Origin of the sequence: Pectobacterium sp. 1950-15 (assembly GCF_037136835.1) — a bacterium.
GTDB lineage: Bacteria > Pseudomonadota > Gammaproteobacteria > Enterobacterales > Enterobacteriaceae > Pectobacterium.
Map to the genome: position 1 here is coordinate 186,461 of NZ_JBBBQR010000001.1, position 17,856 is coordinate 204,316.

At 54.7% G+C, this 17,856-nt stretch carries 21 protein-coding genes; 4 read left to right on the plus strand and 17 right to left on the minus strand.

The genetic code is table 11. The features are described 5' to 3' along the window. Positions 1-219 precede the first annotated feature (219 nt). From phnE (WCT94_RS00765) to trmB, 15 genes are all read right to left on the minus strand, one after another. Positions 220-1,116, minus strand: a complete 897-nt coding sequence (gene phnE, locus WCT94_RS00765) for a phosphonate ABC transporter, permease protein PhnE (protein ID WP_336867293.1) — start codon at positions 1,114-1,116, stop codon at positions 220-222. A 1-nt stretch (position 1,117) separates the two neighbouring features. Then, complete coding sequence (gene phnE / locus WCT94_RS00770) at positions 1,118-2,005, minus strand: phosphonate ABC transporter, permease protein PhnE (protein WP_336867296.1); 888 nt, start codon at positions 2,003-2,005, stop codon at positions 1,118-1,120. 94 nt (positions 2,006-2,099) lie between these two features. Beyond that, the gene (phnD, locus tag WCT94_RS00775) at positions 2,100-3,032 is read right to left on the minus strand and encodes a phosphonate ABC transporter substrate-binding protein (protein ID WP_336867298.1); all 933 of its coding nucleotides are present in this window, start codon (positions 3,030-3,032) and stop codon (positions 2,100-2,102) included. Positions 3,033-3,098: 66 nt separating this feature from the next. Continuing rightward, a complete protein-coding gene (gene phnC / locus WCT94_RS00780; RefSeq protein WP_336867301.1) occupies positions 3,099-3,926 on the minus strand; it encodes a phosphonate ABC transporter ATP-binding protein in 828 nt (275 codons plus the stop codon). A gap of 152 nt (positions 3,927-4,078) precedes the next feature. Continuing rightward, positions 4,079-5,215 carry an alpha-D-ribose 1-methylphosphonate 5-triphosphate diphosphatase gene (phnM, locus tag WCT94_RS00785; protein ID WP_336867303.1) on the minus strand — a complete coding sequence of 379 codons (1,137 nt, stop codon included), beginning with the start codon at positions 5,213-5,215 and terminating at the stop codon, positions 4,079-4,081. Then, positions 5,202-5,915 carry a phosphonate C-P lyase system protein PhnL gene (phnL, locus tag WCT94_RS00790; RefSeq protein ID WP_336867305.1) on the minus strand — a complete coding sequence of 238 codons (714 nt, stop codon included), beginning with the start codon at positions 5,913-5,915 and terminating at the stop codon, positions 5,202-5,204. Before phnL ends, phnM begins: the two co-directional genes overlap by 14 nt. Before the next feature lie 63 nt (positions 5,916-5,978). Beyond that, positions 5,979-6,743 carry a phosphonate C-P lyase system protein PhnK gene (gene phnK / locus WCT94_RS00795; RefSeq protein ID WP_180778185.1) on the minus strand — a complete coding sequence of 255 codons (765 nt, stop codon included), beginning with the start codon at positions 6,741-6,743 and terminating at the stop codon, positions 5,979-5,981. Then, positions 6,730-7,584 (minus strand): alpha-D-ribose 1-methylphosphonate 5-phosphate C-P-lyase PhnJ, encoded by an 855-nt coding sequence (locus tag WCT94_RS00800; protein WP_336867308.1) that lies wholly within the window; start codon positions 7,582-7,584, stop codon positions 6,730-6,732. The genes phnK and WCT94_RS00800 overlap by 14 nt, the downstream gene beginning before the upstream one ends. Beyond that, positions 7,577-8,653, minus strand: a complete 1,077-nt coding sequence (locus WCT94_RS00805; RefSeq protein ID WP_336867310.1) for a carbon-phosphorus lyase complex subunit PhnI — start codon at positions 8,651-8,653, stop codon at positions 7,577-7,579. Before WCT94_RS00805 ends, WCT94_RS00800 begins: the two co-directional genes overlap by 8 nt. Continuing rightward, a complete protein-coding gene (gene phnH, locus WCT94_RS00810) occupies positions 8,653-9,228 on the minus strand; it encodes a phosphonate C-P lyase system protein PhnH (protein ID WP_336867313.1) in 576 nt (191 codons plus the stop codon). Before phnH ends, WCT94_RS00805 begins: the two co-directional genes overlap by 1 nt. Continuing rightward, a complete protein-coding gene (gene phnG / locus WCT94_RS00815) occupies positions 9,228-9,674 on the minus strand; it encodes a phosphonate C-P lyase system protein PhnG (RefSeq protein ID WP_336867316.1) in 447 nt (148 codons plus the stop codon). Before phnG ends, phnH begins: the two co-directional genes overlap by 1 nt. Further along, a complete protein-coding gene (phnF, locus tag WCT94_RS00820; protein ID WP_336867654.1) occupies positions 9,675-10,388 on the minus strand; it encodes a phosphonate metabolism transcriptional regulator PhnF in 714 nt (237 codons plus the stop codon). Positions 10,389-10,676: 288 nt separating this feature from the next. Continuing rightward, positions 10,677-11,390: a DUF2884 domain-containing protein gene (locus tag WCT94_RS00825; RefSeq protein WP_336867318.1), complete on the minus strand. Its 714-nt coding sequence runs from the start codon at positions 11,388-11,390 to the stop codon at positions 10,677-10,679. Positions 11,391-11,548: 158 nt separating this feature from the next. Next, a complete protein-coding gene (locus tag WCT94_RS00830; RefSeq protein ID WP_336867320.1) occupies positions 11,549-11,893 on the minus strand; it encodes a YggL family protein in 345 nt (114 codons plus the stop codon). Between the two features lies 1 nt (position 11,894). After that, positions 11,895-12,614 carry a tRNA (guanosine(46)-N7)-methyltransferase TrmB gene (trmB, locus tag WCT94_RS00835; RefSeq protein WP_181845468.1) on the minus strand — a complete coding sequence of 240 codons (720 nt, stop codon included), beginning with the start codon at positions 12,612-12,614 and terminating at the stop codon, positions 11,895-11,897. A gap of 165 nt (positions 12,615-12,779) precedes the next feature. Between trmB and mutY the strand changes: the two genes are divergently transcribed. From mutY to WCT94_RS00855, 4 genes are all read left to right on the plus strand, one after another. Further along, positions 12,780-13,886, plus strand: coding sequence for an A/G-specific adenine glycosylase (mutY, locus tag WCT94_RS00840; protein ID WP_336867324.1), 1,107 nt, complete (start codon positions 12,780-12,782; stop codon positions 13,884-13,886). Next, complete coding sequence (locus WCT94_RS00845; protein WP_005975842.1) at positions 13,883-14,155, plus strand: oxidative damage protection protein; 273 nt, start codon at positions 13,883-13,885, stop codon at positions 14,153-14,155. The genes mutY and WCT94_RS00845 overlap by 4 nt, the downstream gene beginning before the upstream one ends. Before the next feature lie 52 nt (positions 14,156-14,207). Then, positions 14,208-15,281 (plus strand): membrane-bound lytic murein transglycosylase MltC, encoded by a 1,074-nt coding sequence (gene mltC / locus WCT94_RS00850; protein ID WP_336867326.1) that lies wholly within the window; start codon positions 14,208-14,210, stop codon positions 15,279-15,281. A gap of 230 nt (positions 15,282-15,511) precedes the next feature. Further along, the gene (locus tag WCT94_RS00855; protein WP_336867328.1) at positions 15,512-15,796 is read left to right on the plus strand and encodes a helix-turn-helix domain-containing protein; all 285 of its coding nucleotides are present in this window, start codon (positions 15,512-15,514) and stop codon (positions 15,794-15,796) included. Here WCT94_RS00855 and WCT94_RS00860 read toward each other — a convergent pair. Both WCT94_RS00860 and WCT94_RS00865 read right to left on the minus strand, forming a co-directional pair. Beyond that, positions 15,759-16,802: an alpha/beta hydrolase family protein gene (locus tag WCT94_RS00860; protein ID WP_336867331.1), complete on the minus strand. Its 1,044-nt coding sequence runs from the start codon at positions 16,800-16,802 to the stop codon at positions 15,759-15,761. The genes WCT94_RS00855 and WCT94_RS00860 overlap by 38 nt on opposite strands. A gap of 215 nt (positions 16,803-17,017) precedes the next feature. Further along, positions 17,018-17,851: a phosphoenolpyruvate hydrolase family protein gene (locus tag WCT94_RS00865; protein ID WP_180743634.1), complete on the minus strand. Its 834-nt coding sequence runs from the start codon at positions 17,849-17,851 to the stop codon at positions 17,018-17,020. Between the last annotated feature and the right edge of the window lie 5 nt (positions 17,852-17,856).

Here is a 17,856-nt window from a genome sequence, read left to right on the forward strand (position 1 = left end):
AATTATGTCGCTACGCGATGCCATCGGTGGTCATGACCGCTAGACGAGCCGCCAGTGACGCGTTCCCGACGCGGCACTTAGCTTTCGCGGCATCCATGCCGCTCACTCGGCGGTCATGACCACCGCTGCATAATTTCTTACGCCGGATAACGGTCAACCCCCTTTGCGCCCTACATTAATTCTGTATAAGAGAAAGCGTCACAACAGAGAGGCAAACACTTAATTATGGGCGTCGCTATCTTTTGGCTGAAAAAGCGGAACGTCTTTGCCGGTGATATAGCGCTTACGCAGCCAGGCTGATATCCCATCCATGATCATCACTATCGCGACTAAAATCAGCGTGATAAACATCACCACATCCCAGTTCCATAAGCGCATGTTCTCCGCATAGACCAATCCAATGCCCCCCGCGCCGACAAAACCTAATACGGCGGCTGAGCGGGTATTCGACTCTATCTGGTAGAGGCTAAGCGCCAGAATAACGGGAAATGATTGCGTGAAAATACCAAAGCGGTGCTTTTGCAGCGCATTAGCGCCTAACGCGCTCAGACCTCGTCCAGGTGAACGCTCAACAGCTTCATGCCCTTCGGCGTAGAGCTTGCCGAGCAGGCCAATATCCTGCATGACGATAGCCAACAGCCCCGCCAGCGGTCCCAGCCCGACGGCTCGCACAAATATCAGCCCCCAAATCGCCATATCAATACCGCGCATCGTGTCCAACAGGCACCGCACCAGCAGCGCAATCGGCCGTAATCCGCGGCGCTGTATGATGTTGCGCGCGGCAAAGAAAGAGAGTAACAGCGCAATGCAGGTCGCCGTTACCGTCCCGGCAAACACAATCGACAGCGTGATAGCAACTTGCGACAGGTAATAACCAAAGGGCCAATTGGCAAAATCATGCCAGACAAACATGCGTAAAAAATAGCGCCCCAACTGCGCAAAGCCATTGATCCACTGCGACCCGCTAATGCCAAAGGTCTGAAAAAAGAACAGGTAATACAGCATGACCGCCAGCACCAGCAGTATGACCCAGCGTAGATAGCGCGACTGTATGCGAAACAGTTCGGGATGCTGCTTTTTCAGCTGTTCGACATCAGGTGCCGTCACCGTTCCCATATCACTTTCCTTCTACCACGCGGTGGCGTAAATAGCCGGAGACGCCATCCAGCAGCGAGACCACCGCCAGAATCAGCAACAAGGTCATGCTCACCTGATCGTAGCGATCGAGCTTAATGTTGGTCATCAGTTCCTGACCAATACCGCCCGCCCCCACCAGACCAAGAATGGTGGAAGAGCGGAAATTAATTTCCATACGCATAAAGCTGTAGGAGAGAAAAATCGGCTTTACCTGTGGCCAAAAAGCAAAGCGTATAATCTGGATCTTGCTGGCGCCACAGCTTGCCAGACCGCGTACCGGCCGATCGGACGCGCTTTCCAGAGACTCATAAAACAGTTTGGTTAAGCTGCCTACGGTGTGCAGCGCCAGCGCAATAAAGCCGGGCATCGCGCCAATACCAAAAGCCATGACAAACATGACCGCCCACCCCAGCTCCGGCATGGTGCGTAAAAAAGCCACCAGCGCGCGAATAGCCACACGCAGCAGCATCGAAGGTTGCGTATTCGCGGCGGCACAAAATGCCAGCATCGTGGCAACCGCCACCGCGATAATTGTGGAAGCCAGCGCCATTTGCAGCGTTTCCCAGATCAGCGGCAGCTGTATGGGCAGCCGATATCCCCAATAAGCCAGAGAGCCTTCGGTGTGAACGTTCGCCAGAAGCTGCTGCCAGTGCAATACAGGCAGCGTATCGCGCACATAGCTGAAAAAATTCGGCAGAGCATGCCAGATGGTTGCGGGACTGAACTCGGCAACCTTGCCCGCCCCCAGAAACAGGCAAGCCAGCAGCAGGGACCACAGCAGCGCCTCGCGCTTTTGTCGTCCTTTAATCTGTTGATAATAGTGCTCAAAGTCATTATTCAAAGCCGTGTCCTGTTTATCGGACGTCATACCCTGACGTTGATTAGCGGACCGAAAATGTTGCCGCCCGTTCGATGTCACGTCCGAACGGGCGTTGAGGGAATAGCGACCCGCCCACTCTCGATCAGCGGTTGCCTTTCATCAGTTCGCGTTTCATGTCGATGATGTGTTTGTAGTCATCCAGGCTTGCCGGGCCGATGTGCTGAGTCCCGCCCATCGCTTTCATAAAACATTCATGCTGTTCTTTATCCAACTTCATCACCGCGGTAATGACCTTCTGCTTGAAATCCGCGGGTAGCTTATTGCTGACCAAAATCGGCCCATTCGGGATCATCGGAGATTTCCAGATAATACGGAGCTGCTGCATCAGGTTCGGGTGATCCATGCGGATCAGACGGGTAAACGCGCCGGCGGTATAGCCCGTGTTGTAATCGCCCACCATCGATGTCCACGCAACGGCACCGTCAAATTGGCCGTTCAGTACGCCCAGAATGTCCTGCTCATGGCCGCCAGAGAACGTCACGCTGGAAAAGAAATTGTTGTATTTGTTGTCATTGTTCCCACCAAATTCCTGTTTGAATACCTGATTCGGCACCAGAAACCCCGAGGTTGAATCGGGATCGGCAAAGCCAAAGGATTTCCCTTTCAGGTCTTCCAGCTTTTTGTACGGGCTGTCGGCTTTAACCACGACTACAGAGTAGTAGCCACGTGACTGGTCTTTATCGTCAACGGCAATACCGACGATGTCCACCGCGTTAGGATCTTTCAGATAGACGGAGGCGAAAGATGATGGCGACATGCTCAGAACCAGATCGACTTTTCCTCCCAGTAAACCCTGAATGACGCCGGAGTAATCAGAAGCATTACGCAACTGGGTTTCAACTCCCAGTTCTTTATCAAGGAACTGTTTGACGCACTGATTATCACCGATCTGCTGTGTCGCATTTTGCCCACCCAAAATACCGAGATTCAGCTCTTTCGGCACTCCCGCCGCCGTGACGCTGAAGACGGTCAGTGAGCTGCTTAACATCATCGCCAAACCAAAGATCTTTCTCATTGTTATCACCTGTTCTCGTGTCAAAGGCCATCGTGTTAAACGCACAAGTGTTAAACGCATATAGCGTTAATGTGCGTTCAGTTCATCGCCATACAGCGTATGAAGCAGCGGCTCATCCAATCGCGTTGGGTGGCCGTCAAAAACAATGCGCCCCTGAGCGATCCCGATGACGCGCGTACAGTAGCGTTTCACCAGATCCACCGAGTGCAGATTGACCATGACGCTAATCCCCTGCTGACTCACTTCCCGCAAGACATCCATAATGCGGCGGGTATTTTTGGGATCGAGCGATGCGACCGGTTCATCGGCCAGCAAAATTCTGGGCTGCTGCATGAGGGCCCGACAGATGGCGACGCGTTGCATCTGGCCGCCAGAGAGGTTTTCCGCACGCTGTAACGCCTGCGGCAGCATGTTTACCCATTGCAGCAGTTCGATGGCGCGAGCGCGGTCTTCGTCGGAAAACACACGAAACAGTGACTTGAGCGTGGAAGTTTGGCTAAGGCGGCCTAACAAGACGTTGGTGAGAACATCCAACCGCGGAACCAGACAGAAATCCTGAAAAATCATGCCGCAATGGGTGCGCCACTGGCGTATCTGGCGCGGGCTGAGCTTGATAATATCCTGCGGCTGCTCACCGCTGTGGCTGATAATTTCACCGCCGGAGGCGGGAATCGTGCCGTTTAACAGATGCAGCAGCGTCGATTTTCCCGCCCCGGAGCGACCAATGACGGCAACGAATTCTCCCGTGTGCAGATCGAAGTTAATGTCGTCTAGCACCCGATGTTGTGGAGACCACGCTTTCCCCACGCCTCGAACGGACAGCACCTTTTGCGACTGAACGGGCTGCAACTGTGTTTTGAATTCAAGGCCGGATTTCAATAGTACCTGTGCCATCTTGGTATCCTCATGCGGTGAGGTAGCCCACTCATTAAGAACAGACGGCGTGATGATTTCATGAATAATTAATGATTAAAAAATGACCAATTGCAACGATTTGCAAACCTCTCCTTATCCTCCCTACTCCCACAACGAAGACAATCAACCGATTAGTACACCTTCTCCCCTTTTGCCCACACATGACGAATATGCACATGGCCGTGCAGCGTATGCGCCAGCACCAAATCAGCACGTTTCCCTTCGGCAATCACACCGCGATCGTGTAACCCAATAGCGCGAGCGGGATTGCGTGTCAGCAAGGTAATGGCGCGCGGCAGGTCATAAGGGTTGCTCTCATCCTGTGCCAGACGAAATGCGGCATCAAGCAGGCTGGCGGGGTAGTAATCGGAAGAGAGAATGTCCAATAGCCCCTGCTGCGCCAGCGCGCTGGCCGACACGTTGCCCGAATGCGAGCCGCCGCGTACCACGTTGGGGGCCCCCATCAACACCAGCAACCCGTGTTCGTGTGAGTACCTCGCCGCCGCCTCGGTGGTGGGAAATTCAGCAATCGCGCTGCCCACCTGAAGGGATTCATTAACGTGCTCTAGCGTGGCGTCGTCATGGCTAGCTAACGTGATCCCTTTTTCACGGCAGAGTGCTGCAATGGCGAAGCGATTGGGCTGAGACCAGCGAGCGGCCAGCGCCATCTGTTCCTCCTCAAACGCGGCCATCTGCCGATTGTTGAGATGATATTTTCCCTGAAAATACTCACGGTATTTCTGCAACGAGGTGTACTGGCGCTGGCCGGGCGAGTGGTCCATCAATGACACCAGCAAGAGATCGGGCGTATTCATCAGTTGTTCAAACAGCGGAACCGTGGCGTCATACGGTAACTCACAGCGCAGATGCAATCGGTGCTCGGCACGGTTTAGCCCTTTTTCCTGCCCCTGACGGATCGCCTCGATCATGTTATTGAGATTATCAAAACGGTGGCCGCCGTCCCGCACATCCCCCACGGCAATCGCGTCCAGTACGGTGGTGATGCCATTCGCCACCATCAGCGCATCGTGGCTGCTCATCGCCGAGTAGGCTGGCCAATCCACTTTTGGCCGCGGGGTAAAAAATTTATCGAGATTATCGGTATGCAGTTCTACCAGCCCCGGCAGCAGAAACCCGCCTTCGCCATCAACAGCCTCAGGCAGTTGACAGCATGCGCTGCTGACGTGAAGAATGACGCCGTTTTGCACGTCCAGCGACCCGTAAACCACCTCATTTTCCAACACCAAATGCACATTATTGATAATCATGTTGCCGCACCCCGGGATAAGGTTGCATAGCGTGTAAATGTGTGGCGAGCCGGTTACGCACCGCACTGTCATGGAAAATACCGACAATCGCCGCTCCGCGCTCACGGGCTTCTTCAATCAGTTGAACCACCACATGGCTATTGCCACTGTCCAGCGACGCAGTCGGTTCATCCAGCAGGAGAATCGGATAGTCGGCGATAAATCCCCGGGCGATGTTCACCCGCTGCTGTTCACCACCGGAGAAGGTCGATGGCGGCAGCGACCATAGCCGTTCTGGCACGTTGAGCCGGGCGAGCAGTTGTCTGGCACGCGCTTCACCTTCGCCCCGCGCAATCCCGCGCTCCAACAGGGGTTGAATGACGACATCCAGTGTGGAGACGCGGGGAATTACCCGTAAAAACTGGCTGACCCAACCAATGGTGTCGCGGCGAATGGCAAGGATTTGCCGTGACGAGGCGTTCACCAGATCGATCCAGTGCTGCTGATGCTTGACCCAGATATGGCCGCGGTTAGGCTGATAGTTGGCATACAGCGAGCGCAGCAGCGTGGATTTACCACTGCCGGAATGCCCATCCAGCACCACACATTCCCCTGATTTGACCTCAAAATTGGCATCATGCAACACGGGCAGCGATGCTCCGTGCTGATTGTGTAACACGAAGACTTTATAAACATGTTCAACGCGCAGTTGTGTATTCATAGCGTGTTCCGATTGATTACAACCTGATTCACCCGCGATGACGCGGGATTCATAGGGCTTCGGTCAGTTCAGGACTGACGAAACCAGCAGTTGCGTATAAGGGTGTCTGGGATCGTCCAGCACGCGGTCAATCAGGCCGCTTTCGACAACCCGCCCTTGTTTCATCACGATCAGGTGGTGGGCCAACATCCGCGCGACGCCCAAATCATGCGTCACGATCACCACCGCCAGATTCAGTTCACGCACCAGCGTCCGTAAGAGATCCAGCAGGCGAGCCTGCACGGAAACATCAAGGCCGCCGGTCGGTTCATCCATGAAGACCAATTTGGGACGCGTCACCAGACTACGGGCAATTTGCAGGCGCTGCTGCATCCCGCCAGAAAAGGTGGTGGGCAGATCGTCAATCCGCGCTACCGGGATCTCCACATCCTGCAACCACTGGCTGGCCTGCTGGCGAATCTCGCCGTAGTGGCGCTGCCCGGCGGCCATTAGCCGTTCACCAATATTGCCGCCGGCCGAAACCTGCGGACGCAGGCCATCAAGCGGATACTGATGCACGACGCCCCATTCGGTGCGCAGCAGGCGTCGCCGCTCACTTTCGCTCAGGCGATATAAATCGCGCCCCTGATACTCAATCGTTCCCTGCTGTGGCGTTAAACGTGCCGAGATAGCCTGTAATAAGGTCGTTTTCCCCGACCCCGACTCCCCGACAATCCCCAGCACTTCACCCGGAAAAAGTTCAAACGAGACGTCTTCAAAACCCTTTTCCGGCGCATAAAGGTGCGTCAGATTATTGACCGCCAGCAGCGGCTGTTCACTGCGGTTCATGGCTGTTTTTCTCCTGCTGCTGACGGCAGTAGTCGGTATCGGAGCAGACAAACAGACGCGATCCTTCATCATCTATCACGATTTCATCAAGGTAGCTGTCATGTGAACCGCACAGCGCACAGGGCTGTTCCCAGCGTTGAACGCAAAACGGGTGATCGTCAAAATCCAGACTTTTCACGTCACAGTAGGGAGGCAGGGCGTAAATGCGCTTTTCTCTGCCTGCGCCAAACAGTTGTAACGCCGGCATCCTGTGCATTTTGGGGTTATCAAATTTGGGAATAGGCGACGGATCCATCACGTAACGGTCATTCACCTTCACCGGATACGCATAGGTTGTCGCAATATGACCATAGCGGGCGATATCTTCGTACAGTTTCACCTGCATGATGCCGTACTCTTCCAGCGCATGCATTTTGCGCGTCTCGACCTCGCGCGGCTCAATAAAACGCAGCGGTTCAGGGATAGGAACCTGATAGATCAGGATCTGATCTTCTTTCAGCGGCGTTTCAGGAATGCGGTGACGTGTCTGAATCAGCGTGGCCTCGGCGGTACGTTCGGTGGTCACCGCCCCGCTCACGCGCTGGAAGAAACGCCGGATGGATACGGCATTGGTTGTATCGTCCGCGCCCTGATCGATCACTTTCAGTACATCGTTTTCACCAATCAGGCTCGCGGTAAGCTGAATGCCGCCGGTTCCCCAGCCATAGGGCATCGGCATTTCCCGTCCGCCAAACGGCACCTGATAGCCGGGAATCGCTACCGCCTTCAATATGGCGCGCCGGATCGTGCGTTTAGTTTGCTCATCAAGATAGCCAGGGTTATAGCCGCTTAACTCATGCATCGTTGCCCTCCTGATACTCCTGACGCAGACGTTTCAGGAGTTCCAGTTCCGCCTGAAAATCGACGTAATGAGGCAGTTTGAGGTGAGAGACAAATCCCGCCGCCTCGACGTTATCCGCATGCGACAGCACAAACTCCTCGTCCTGTGCCGGGCTGGTCACCCGTTCGTGATGCTCTGCGGTTTGCAGCGCACGATCCACCAACGCCATCGACATGGCCTTACGTTCCGCACGACCAAACACCAATCCATAGCCTCGGGTAAAGTGTGGTGCTTCCTCATCTCTGTCGGTAAACCCGTTGACCATTTCGCACTCGGTCAGCAGGATTTCGCCGATTTCCAGCGCAAACCCCAGCTCCTCCGGCACAATCTCTACCGTGACAAAACCGGTGCGGATCTCTCCGGCAAAGGGATGGGTGCGGCCATAGCCGCGTTGTGTCGAATAGCTCAGGGCCAGCAGGAACCCTTCATCCCCCCGCACCAGCTGTTGCAGACGTGCCGAACGCGGGGCCGGATAACTCGGGGGATCGCGGGTGATATCACAGGGTTCGCTGCCGTCATCCTCTTCCCTGACGGCAAACCCTTCGCGAGTCATCAGATCAAATATCCGTGGGCACGCGGCTTCCAGCGGCATATCCGCACTCGACGGCGCAGGTGTGTCACCGCTGGCAAGCAGCGTGAAATCCAGCAAGCGGTGGGTATAATCGTAAGTTGGGCCGAGAACCTGACCGCCCGGCACATCTTTGTAGACTGCCGAAATACGTCGCTCAATCCGCATGTTCGCCGTCGTTAACGGCAGGCTGTCGGCCAGACGTGGCAACGTCGTGCGATACGCACGCAGGAGAAAAATGGCTTCCACCACATCCCCACTGGCCTGTTTAATCGCCAGCGCCGCCAGTTCACGATCGTAGATACCGCCTTCGGTCATCACGCGATCGACGGCCAGACCGAGCTGCTGTTCAACCTGCTGGCAGTCAATTTCCGGGATGTCACGATCCCCACGGCGCAAATCGTCCTGTAAGCGATGGGCATTTTCGATCGCTTTCTCTCCCCCTTTCACGGCGACGTACATCAGCAGACCTCCACATAAGTGGTGCGCGGTAACGCCATCATGGCATCGGCACAGGTGAACATCAGATCGATACCTTGCGGAAAGGGCTCGGGACGCTGGCAGAGATAACGCACGATGTCCGGCGGCAACGACGGGTCAACGATACGTGAGGTTTCCAGCCCCGGTCCGCTCAGGCGCAGCGGCGTGCCGCCGCTCAGAGAGGAAACGTCGATGATGACCGTGGTACTCTTTTCCGGCGACATGTCATCCCCCGCCGAAAACCGGGACAGCGAGATTGCCGATGAGGCACGAAGCAAGGCGAAAACCGCCGATTCATCTCCGGTCAGTATCGCACCGGTATGAAAACGCAGGTTGCTGCGGAGGGTTTCATCATTCAATGCGTCATCCAGCCAGAGCGGCGTATCGCGATCGACCAGCGTCAGCATCACCGCCGTCGCGGCAGGAGACAACTTTCCCCACCCATGTTGTAACGGCAAAGTCACCGTTACGCCCGGTTCGCTAACCGCTTTGAGGATGCGCCGAAAAGCACATTGCGCGTCAGCCACCGGCTGCGCAAAGCTCGCCTGTATAGACATCAGTTATCTCCGCGAACCAGCGTGAAGAAATCGACCTTGCTGCTGGCAATTTGACGTGCGCGCCGTTGGCACAAATCGGCGCGCTGCGCTGCCAGAGGTTGGATGAGGTGCTCCTGCAACCGATCGTAGTTTTCCGGCAGTTGCAATAGCCCATCGATGAGGGCGCAGCGCTCAGCATGGGCTTTATCGCGCCCAGCGACATAGCTGTACCCGCACGTACCGTCAGCCAAGCGCACCACGGCACGCGTCATCGTCATATCCCCCAGCACAAAGCGCTTGCCCGTTCCTCCCATTCTCGCCTGTAGACGAGTCAGGCCAATTTCAGCCGCGCGCAGGACGGCATACTGCGGGTGCAGATTGAGCGCGTGCCAGCGCTTCTCCAGCTCGGTAACCGGGCTGAATGCCAGCACCGAGAGCCAGTGTTGACGGCGTGTTTGCGTATCCATCTAGTGCTCCAGCGTCAGTTCGATCATATCGCCACGGGTCAGGCTGATGGAGTACTCGGCGATCTCACCGTTTGCGGTTTTATTCAGCGTGCGTAAACACAGCAGTGGAGACTGCGCATCGATTTCCAACAGTCGGCTTTCCTTAGCCTGAGCCAGCCGCGTGCTAATGCGCGTTTGCGTGCGAACCAGCGCCTGATTTAGCCGCTCGGTAATAAAGCCGTGCAGTGAGCCGCGAGTGAACTGCTGTAGATGCGGCCACCAGGAAAGAGTAGGCAGGAAGTGGTTAATGACACAGACGGGTATGCCGTTCACCCGACGCAGCGTGCGCAAATGGATAATGTTATCGCCTTCGTCACAGCCCAGCGTGGTGGCAATCTCTTGACTCGCCGGACTCAGCATGGCCAGCAATCGTTCGCTGGAAGGGCAACTGCCTTGATCCAACAAGTTCTGGCTAAAGTGAGCCTGCGCATGCAGCGGATAGTCATAAGGCCGCATAAGCACCAAAATCCCCACACCGTGACGGCGTTGAACCAGCCCTTTTTTCACCAGATCATCCACTGCCCGGCGTAACGTATGGCGGTTAACGGCGTAGTGCGTAGCCAGTTGCTTCTCAGAAGGGAGATAGTCGCCACATTTGTAGCGTTCGCGTAGCGCTTCTTCTAGCCGGGCGGCAATCGCCTGATAGAGAGTGGTCGGAGGTCTAGACAACGGCATCATAAAAAATCTCCCATAAGCAGGGGGCATTAATACGATTCGGAAGGAGAACGCTGGAGTGCATAAATATTGAACAATACTGGCGGGAAAATATGTCGGTATCGTTAATCAGACGTGGCACAAAAATGAACTTTTTTCGATAGGCAGCTACCGATAAGCATGATTCATGGTGTAACCGTCATGCGCCCAGATAGGAGAATAAGGGGGCTGGTCGAGAAGGAAAATGGAGAGAAAAACGAAAAAACGGGCCTCAGCCCGTTTCCTTAAGCAACTTCAAGCTGCTTCAATTTACTTCAGCGTCTGCAGCAGGCTCTTGCGCTGGTTTTCTAACGACGTGACGCGGCTGCATACATCGTTGCCAAAGCGCTGGAACTCCAGTTCCTGATTATTCCACTCGGCCTGAATCGCTTTCTGCAAACCACCGAGGTTGCCCATCATCGCCTGTAGCGGGTTACCGCCGCTGGACATCTGTTTTACGCCCATCTCGTTCAGGCTATCCTGCAAGACGCCGCCCATGCTTTGCTGCACGATCTGCTTGCCATCTTGCTCGACCTGCTTAATCGCCTGATGGTGGAACGTCAGGCCATCGCTACGATGTTCGATAATACGGTTCATCTGCTGCTTGAGCTGTTTATCCAGCGTAGTCAGACGATTGCGCACATTGCTGTCGCTGCCGAGCTCCTGCACGATCACGTTATCCAGCGCGACTCGCGCTTTTTCCAGATGCTGCTGCGCGCCCTGATCGATCCACGGCAGTTGCTGGCGTATATCCGCCTGATAGGCTTTGGCTTTCTGGCGCTGTTCGGCGTTCAGGGTCAGCGGCGTACCGTTACGGACGATATCGCCCTGTGGGGAAAGCTGTAAATTGCCGCTGGCACCCACGACCTGTACGTGCTGCGGACTGATAATGATGTCGTCCTGCGGGTTCACGTTGCACTGGTAGGCCGCCTGCGCTTGCCAGGACAGCAACATCAATAAACCCAAGGTCATTTTACGCGACATATTTTCTCCTGAAGAAAACAACGGCAGTGGCGGGAAAGCGGCAATGTGCCCTTTGATGAGGCGGATAACGCCTGAGCCACAATCAGCTCAGGCATTTTTTTGCTTAGATCAAGGCGTTGGCGTAAACCAAGGCCTTTCCGTTTTTACTTAAGCAAAAATTACAGCAGGTTTTCTGGCAGATCCCACCAGATATCGAACAGATCGCTGACTTTCACATCCGTCAGTTTCTGTTCTTCCAACCAGCGGCTAACCAGTTGGCGATGCTCTTCGGTACAGTGACCCAGTTTTTGCAGGCAGATGAGACCTTCCCAGTGCAGATAACCGCTGCCTTCAAATGCCAGACCCTGTGGTTCAATCACTTCATCGACGAACTTATCCATCAGTCGATCGATGTCTTCCACGTTAGTGCCTTCAGGAAAGCGGAAGCTGACCGAAAAACCTAATTCCTGAAACTCATCAATGTGCAGTTTTTTACGTAAACGACGGCTACGAGTTTGTGCCATTTTATTTTATCCTCTCAAACATCAGATCCCATACGCCATGCCCCAAACGCTGGCCGCGCGCTTCAAATTTCGTTAGCGGTCGGGAATCCGGCCGCTCAACGTAGTCATTCTTATCGGAAAGGTTGCGGTACCCGGCGACAGACGTCATCACTTCGAGCATATGTTGCGCATAAGGTTCCCAATCTGTTGCCATATGGAACACACCGCCGACTTTCAGCTTACTCTGTACCAGTTCGACGAAAGGCACCTGGACGATACGGCGTTTATTATGGCGGGCTTTGTGCCACGGATCGGGGAAGAAAAGTTGAACCATAGACAGTGATCCCTCGGGGATCATCTTCATCAGCACTTCAATCGCATCGTGACACATCACGCGCAGATTGCTGATTCCCGCCTCCTGTGCGGAAGCGAGGCACGCCCCCACGCCCGGCAGGTGAACTTCAATACCGAGGAAATTCTGCTCAGGATGCTGTGCCGCCATCGTCACCAGCGAGGCGCCCATCCCAAAACCAATTTCCAGCACCACTGGCGCGTCACGACCAAATAGTGCGTTAAAATCTACCTGTTCGGTCTGATATTCCACGCCCATCACCGGCCAGTAGTTATCCAGCGCCAACTGTTGCCCGTTGGTCAAACGCCCCTGACGGCGGACAAAACTGCGGATACGACGCATCGGGCGCCCATTTTCATCAAATTCCGGTGAAATGACGTTGTTAATCATAAAGAGTGCTTACTTGCTGTCCGATTTCGTTAAGGAAACGCGCATTATGCAAGGATACCGTGGTTTAGCAAGCCCACCGCCTCGGAAAGTTCCGGTTTACAGCACATTCACTCTGTGCTGGAATCGCTGTCAAACTTTTTACCTATCGGATAGTGACCCCATTTTATGATGCAAGCGCAACAGTTCGCCCATCAGGTGCTGGACTGGTATCAACGCTATGGCCGCAAAACCCTGCCGTGGCAGCTTGAGAAAACTCCCTATAAAGTATGGCTATCCGAAGTGATGTTGCAACAAACGCAGGTCACCACGGTTATTCCCTATTTCCAACGCTTTATGGAACGTTTTCCAAATGTGAGCGCGCTGGCGGCAGCGCCGCTGGACGAAGTGCTCCACTTATGGACCGGGCTGGGCTACTACGCCCGCGCGCGCAACCTGCACAAAGCGGCCCAGACCATCGTGTCACGCCACGGCGGTGAATTCCCCACCACGTTTGATGAAGTCGCGGCGCTGCCGGGCGTCGGGCGCTCCACCGCTGGCGCCGTGCTGTCGCTCTCTCTCGGCCAGCATTACCCGATTCTCGACGGCAACGTGAAGCGCGTGCTGGCACGCTGCTACGCCGTTGACGGCTGGCCGGGAAAGAAAGAGGTCGAAAAGAAGCTGTGGGCGCGGAGTGAAGAGGTCACGCCAGCCGAGGGTGTCAGCCAGTTTAATCAGGCGATGATGGATCTCGGCGCAATGGTCTGTACCCGCAGCCGCCCCAAGTGCGAACTGTGCCCGCTCAACACCGGCTGTATTGCTTACGCCAACCACAGCTGGGCGCAATACCCCGGCAAGAAACCGAAGCAGACGCTGCCGGAGAAAACGGGCTGGTTCCTGTTGATGCAGCAAGGCTCTCAGGTCTGGCTACAGCAGCGCCCTGCCGTGGGCCTGTGGGGCGGGCTATTTTGCTTCCCGCAGTTCAGCGAGCGTCGGGAATTGGAACTCTGGCTGCAACAACGTGGTCTGAATCCTGATGGATTGCAACAGCTTGTCGCGTTCCGCCATACATTTAGCCATTTTCATCTGGATATCGTTCCGCTCTGGCTGGACGTATCGCAGAGCGATCGCTCACAAAACCGGTCCTGCATGGATGACGATGCGGGTCTCTGGTATAACTTAGCGCAGCCGCCGTCTGTCGGACTGGCCGCCCCGGTAGAACGCCTGCTGAGGGAGCTGGCTCACCCGCAATCTACACGTTTGAATGCCTGCGCAATTGATGAGGAAGAAGCATGAGCAGAACGATTTTTTGTACTTTTTTACAACGCGACGCCGAAGGGCAAGATTTCCAGCTTTATCCCGGCGATCTGGGCAAGCGCATCTATAACGAAATATCTAAAGAAGCCTGGGCGCAGTGGCAAACCAAGCAAACCATGCTGATCAACGAGAAAAAACTCAGCATGATGAATGTTGACGACCGTAAGCTGCTGGAACAGGAAATGATCAAATTCCTGTTTGAAGGGAAGGACGTACACATCGAAGGCTATACGCCTCCGAGCCACTGAGATGGCGGGCTTTCGGGCCCGCTTACGTCCCAATTCCGACACGGCTTGTTATATGAAGAAAATGTTAGCGCTGCTGGTCATTGCACCACTGCTGGTTTCCTGTTCGGGAAACAAAGGGAATGCCGACAACGAAGAGTTTATCAAGGATACCAACGCCTTCGATATTTTGATGGGCCAGTTTGCCAACAACATCGAAAATATCTGGGGTATGAATGAAGTTCTGATCGCCGGCCCGAAAGACTACGTCAAATACACCGATCAATATCAGACGCGTAGCCACATCAACTTTGATGCCGGTTCAATCACGATTGAAACCATTTCGGCGACCAATTCCGTCGCCAGCCTGCGCCAGGCGATTATCACCACCCTGTTAATGGGCGATGACGCCAGTAACACCGATCTGTATTCCGACGCTAATGATATTCAGATCAGCCGCGAACCGCTGCTGTATGGTCAGGTGCTGGATAACACCGGACAGCCGATCCGCTGGGAAGGCCGTGCCGCCAGCTTCGCGGATTATCTACTCCAGAACCGTCTGCAAAAACGCACTTCCGGCCTGCACGTTATCTGGTCGGTCACGATGCAGCTTGTCCCTAACCATCTGGATAAGCGTGCGCACAAATACCTGCCGCTGGTGCGAAAAGCCTCCGAGCGTTATGGCATTGAAGAGTCGCTGATTCTGGCGATTATGCAGACAGAGTCGAGCTTCAACCCCTACGCCGTCAGCCGTTCCGATGCGCTGGGCCTGATGCAGGTGGTACAGCACAGTGCGGGACGCGACGTCTTCAAGATGAAAGGGAAATGGGGACAGCCGAGCCGTAGTTACCTGTTCGATCCAGAACAAAATATCGACGCGGGTACCGCCTACCTGTCGATTCTGAAAAACAGCTATCTGGCCGGTATTGAAAACCCGACGTCGAAACGCTACGCCGTCATCACCGCGTATAACGGTGGCGCAGGCAGCGTGTTGCGCGTCTTCTCCAGCGACCGGGATCGCGCCGTGGGCATTATCAACAGTATGTCACCGAGCGATGTCTACCAAACGCTGACGACGAAGCACCCGTCTGGCGAATCCCGCCGCTATCTGTACAAAGTGAACACGGCGCAGAAAAATTATCGCCGCTAATTCACGCGCACCACAGAACGCCGCGCTACCGGAATAAACTCGGTAGCGCGGTTTCATCAGACGAACCTGCACGCCCGCAGGCAGGGCTTGCCGCGCCGCCTGACCAGAAGCCTGAAGCCGAACCCGCCACCGAAGACGAACACCAGCTCGCAAAAGCGTTAGATGATTTCATCCGCACTCACGCGCTATACACCGATCCGGGCATGACGCTTCAACGTCTGAGCAGACGCATGGGCATACCGCTCCGGCGCTTGTCCGAAAATATCAACCGCGTTCACGGTCGTAATTTTTCGCAGGTGATGAACGAATATCGCATTGAGGAGGCTAAGCGCCTCCTCGGTGAAACAGATGACCGAATTACGGATATCATGCTAGCCAGCGGGTTTCAGACCAAATCAAACTTCAACCGCGAATTTCTGCGGCTAACGGGAATGAGCCACAGCGTCTGGCGTAGTCAGTACCCACTTCGTGAACAGGTTACGGATTCCGCCACGCCGCCTGAAGAAACTCGCTGACATCCTTCGCGACTTCCTGATGAATCAGCTCACGCGAACGTTCCCCGCCGTCGAGACAAATCATGCCGTCGCCTGGGTTCTCAGCGTTGATAATCTCAACAGCGCCCGGTTTGCAAAGTTGCATAAAACTAAAATGCGTTGCGTCGGCAATGTCCTTATACGCTGAATGCGCTGGCGGCAGCCTCCGCGCCAGATCGTGAGACTCCAGCTCGGCAGGCAGTTCTTCATTGGGATACCCCGCCGCCATGATCAAGACGGGAATATTGATTGCCGCCAGACTCTCTGCGGTAATCCCTCTCGCCAGCCCCATATCCAACGAAATCACGGCGCTAATACGTGGATCTGCGAGTAATTTATCAAGCTGTGTACGCGATGCGGCATTTTTTGCAACCTGCATCTTTTCATACACCTTGCAGGACGCCAGCCCGGCGTGTGTCAGACAATCCTTCTCAAATTGCTCCGTATTGAAACGCCCACCAGCCAGCGCCAACACCGTCCATCCCCCCAGTGAGTGCCCCACGGCGGCAATGCGCTTCGCATCAACCTGTCCCGTTTTTTCTGGCGCAGCAAGTAATGCGGTGATCACGCGGCTGAGGTCATGAGGCCGTTGCCAAAGCGCCTGAGCGCTCTCAACTCGCATATCTTTAAAGGTGGTTCCGGGGTGGTTGGGCGCGGCAACAATATAGCCTTGTTTAACCAACGCCTGTGCCAGCCAAAGTTGATTAAACCAACTCCCGCCGTAGCCGTGTGAAACGACAATCAAGGGATGTTCACCGGATTCAGGTACGGCATTTTTACTCACCGTTATGCCGGGAAAGACGGCGTTTTCGCCAATGGTCGTGATCGGTGAGGATGACGAAACCGGATAAAAGACGGCGACATCCAACGGTCTGTTATTGGCCTCATCCGCTAACGTGATGTGCTGAAAGCCAATACCCGCATTTGCCATAACGGCAAAGCTGAGCAGTAAGTTCGTGACTAAACCTATCGTGATACGCCATGTCATACCTATTTCTCCGAAGTTTCTGCTTTGTGAAAAATAGCATGTATAACAATAGCTTTCTTCCCTGTGCGACCTAAAACGCTATTTAGTACCTCTCTGTGGTACACAAAAAACTGCGGCCAGCATGTGCTGGCCGTATTCCCTGATATTGACGCAAAATTTACCCACCTTTCTTCCCGCTTTAGGAAGTCCATTAGGTATAGAGCCAAAAAAGTCTATTAACGTTTAATTTTTTTAAATTGCTGTGTTGTAGCCGTTAACGCGGTTTCTGTCGGCAGCCGCTCCATTGAGCTGGCACCGTAAAAACCATCGCATTGCGGGCAGTGATCCATAATGAACTGTGCATCCTGCGGCGTTGAAATCGGCCCGCCGTGGCACAGAACAATCACATCCTTACGTATCGCTTTCGCCTCATCCGCCCAGTGATTAATCAACGGCACGCAATCTGCCAGATTCAGCGCGGTTTCCGCCCCAATGTTGCCACCGGTGGTTAACCCCATATGCGGCACAATAATGTCCGCTCCCGCTTTCGTCATCGCGACGGCATCTGCTGCACTGAACACATAAGGCGTGGTCAGCATGTCTTTTTCATGTGCCAGACGAATCATGTCCACTTCCAGGGCATATCCCATACCGGTTTCTTCCAGATTGGCGCGGAAATTACCGTCGATCAGCCCAACGGTTGGGAAGTTCTGCACACCAGAGAAACCCAGCGCTTTCAGGTCATCCAGAAATTTATCAAACTGACAGAAAGGATCGGTGCCGTTCACGCCTGCCAGCACTGGCGTGTGCTTCACGACTGGCAGAACCTCTTTCGCCATATCCACGACAATCTCATTCGCGTTGCCGTAAGCTAACAGGCCAGCCAGAGAACCTCTCCCCGCCATGCGATAGCGCCCGGAGTTGTAGATCACAATCAGATCGATGCCGCCCGCTTCTTCACATTTTGCAGACAGCCCCGTTCCCGCGCCGCCACCGATAATCGGCTCGCGGCGGGCGATCATTTCGCGGAATTTTGCCAGCAGTTCCTGACGATTCATGCCTGACTTCATACTTT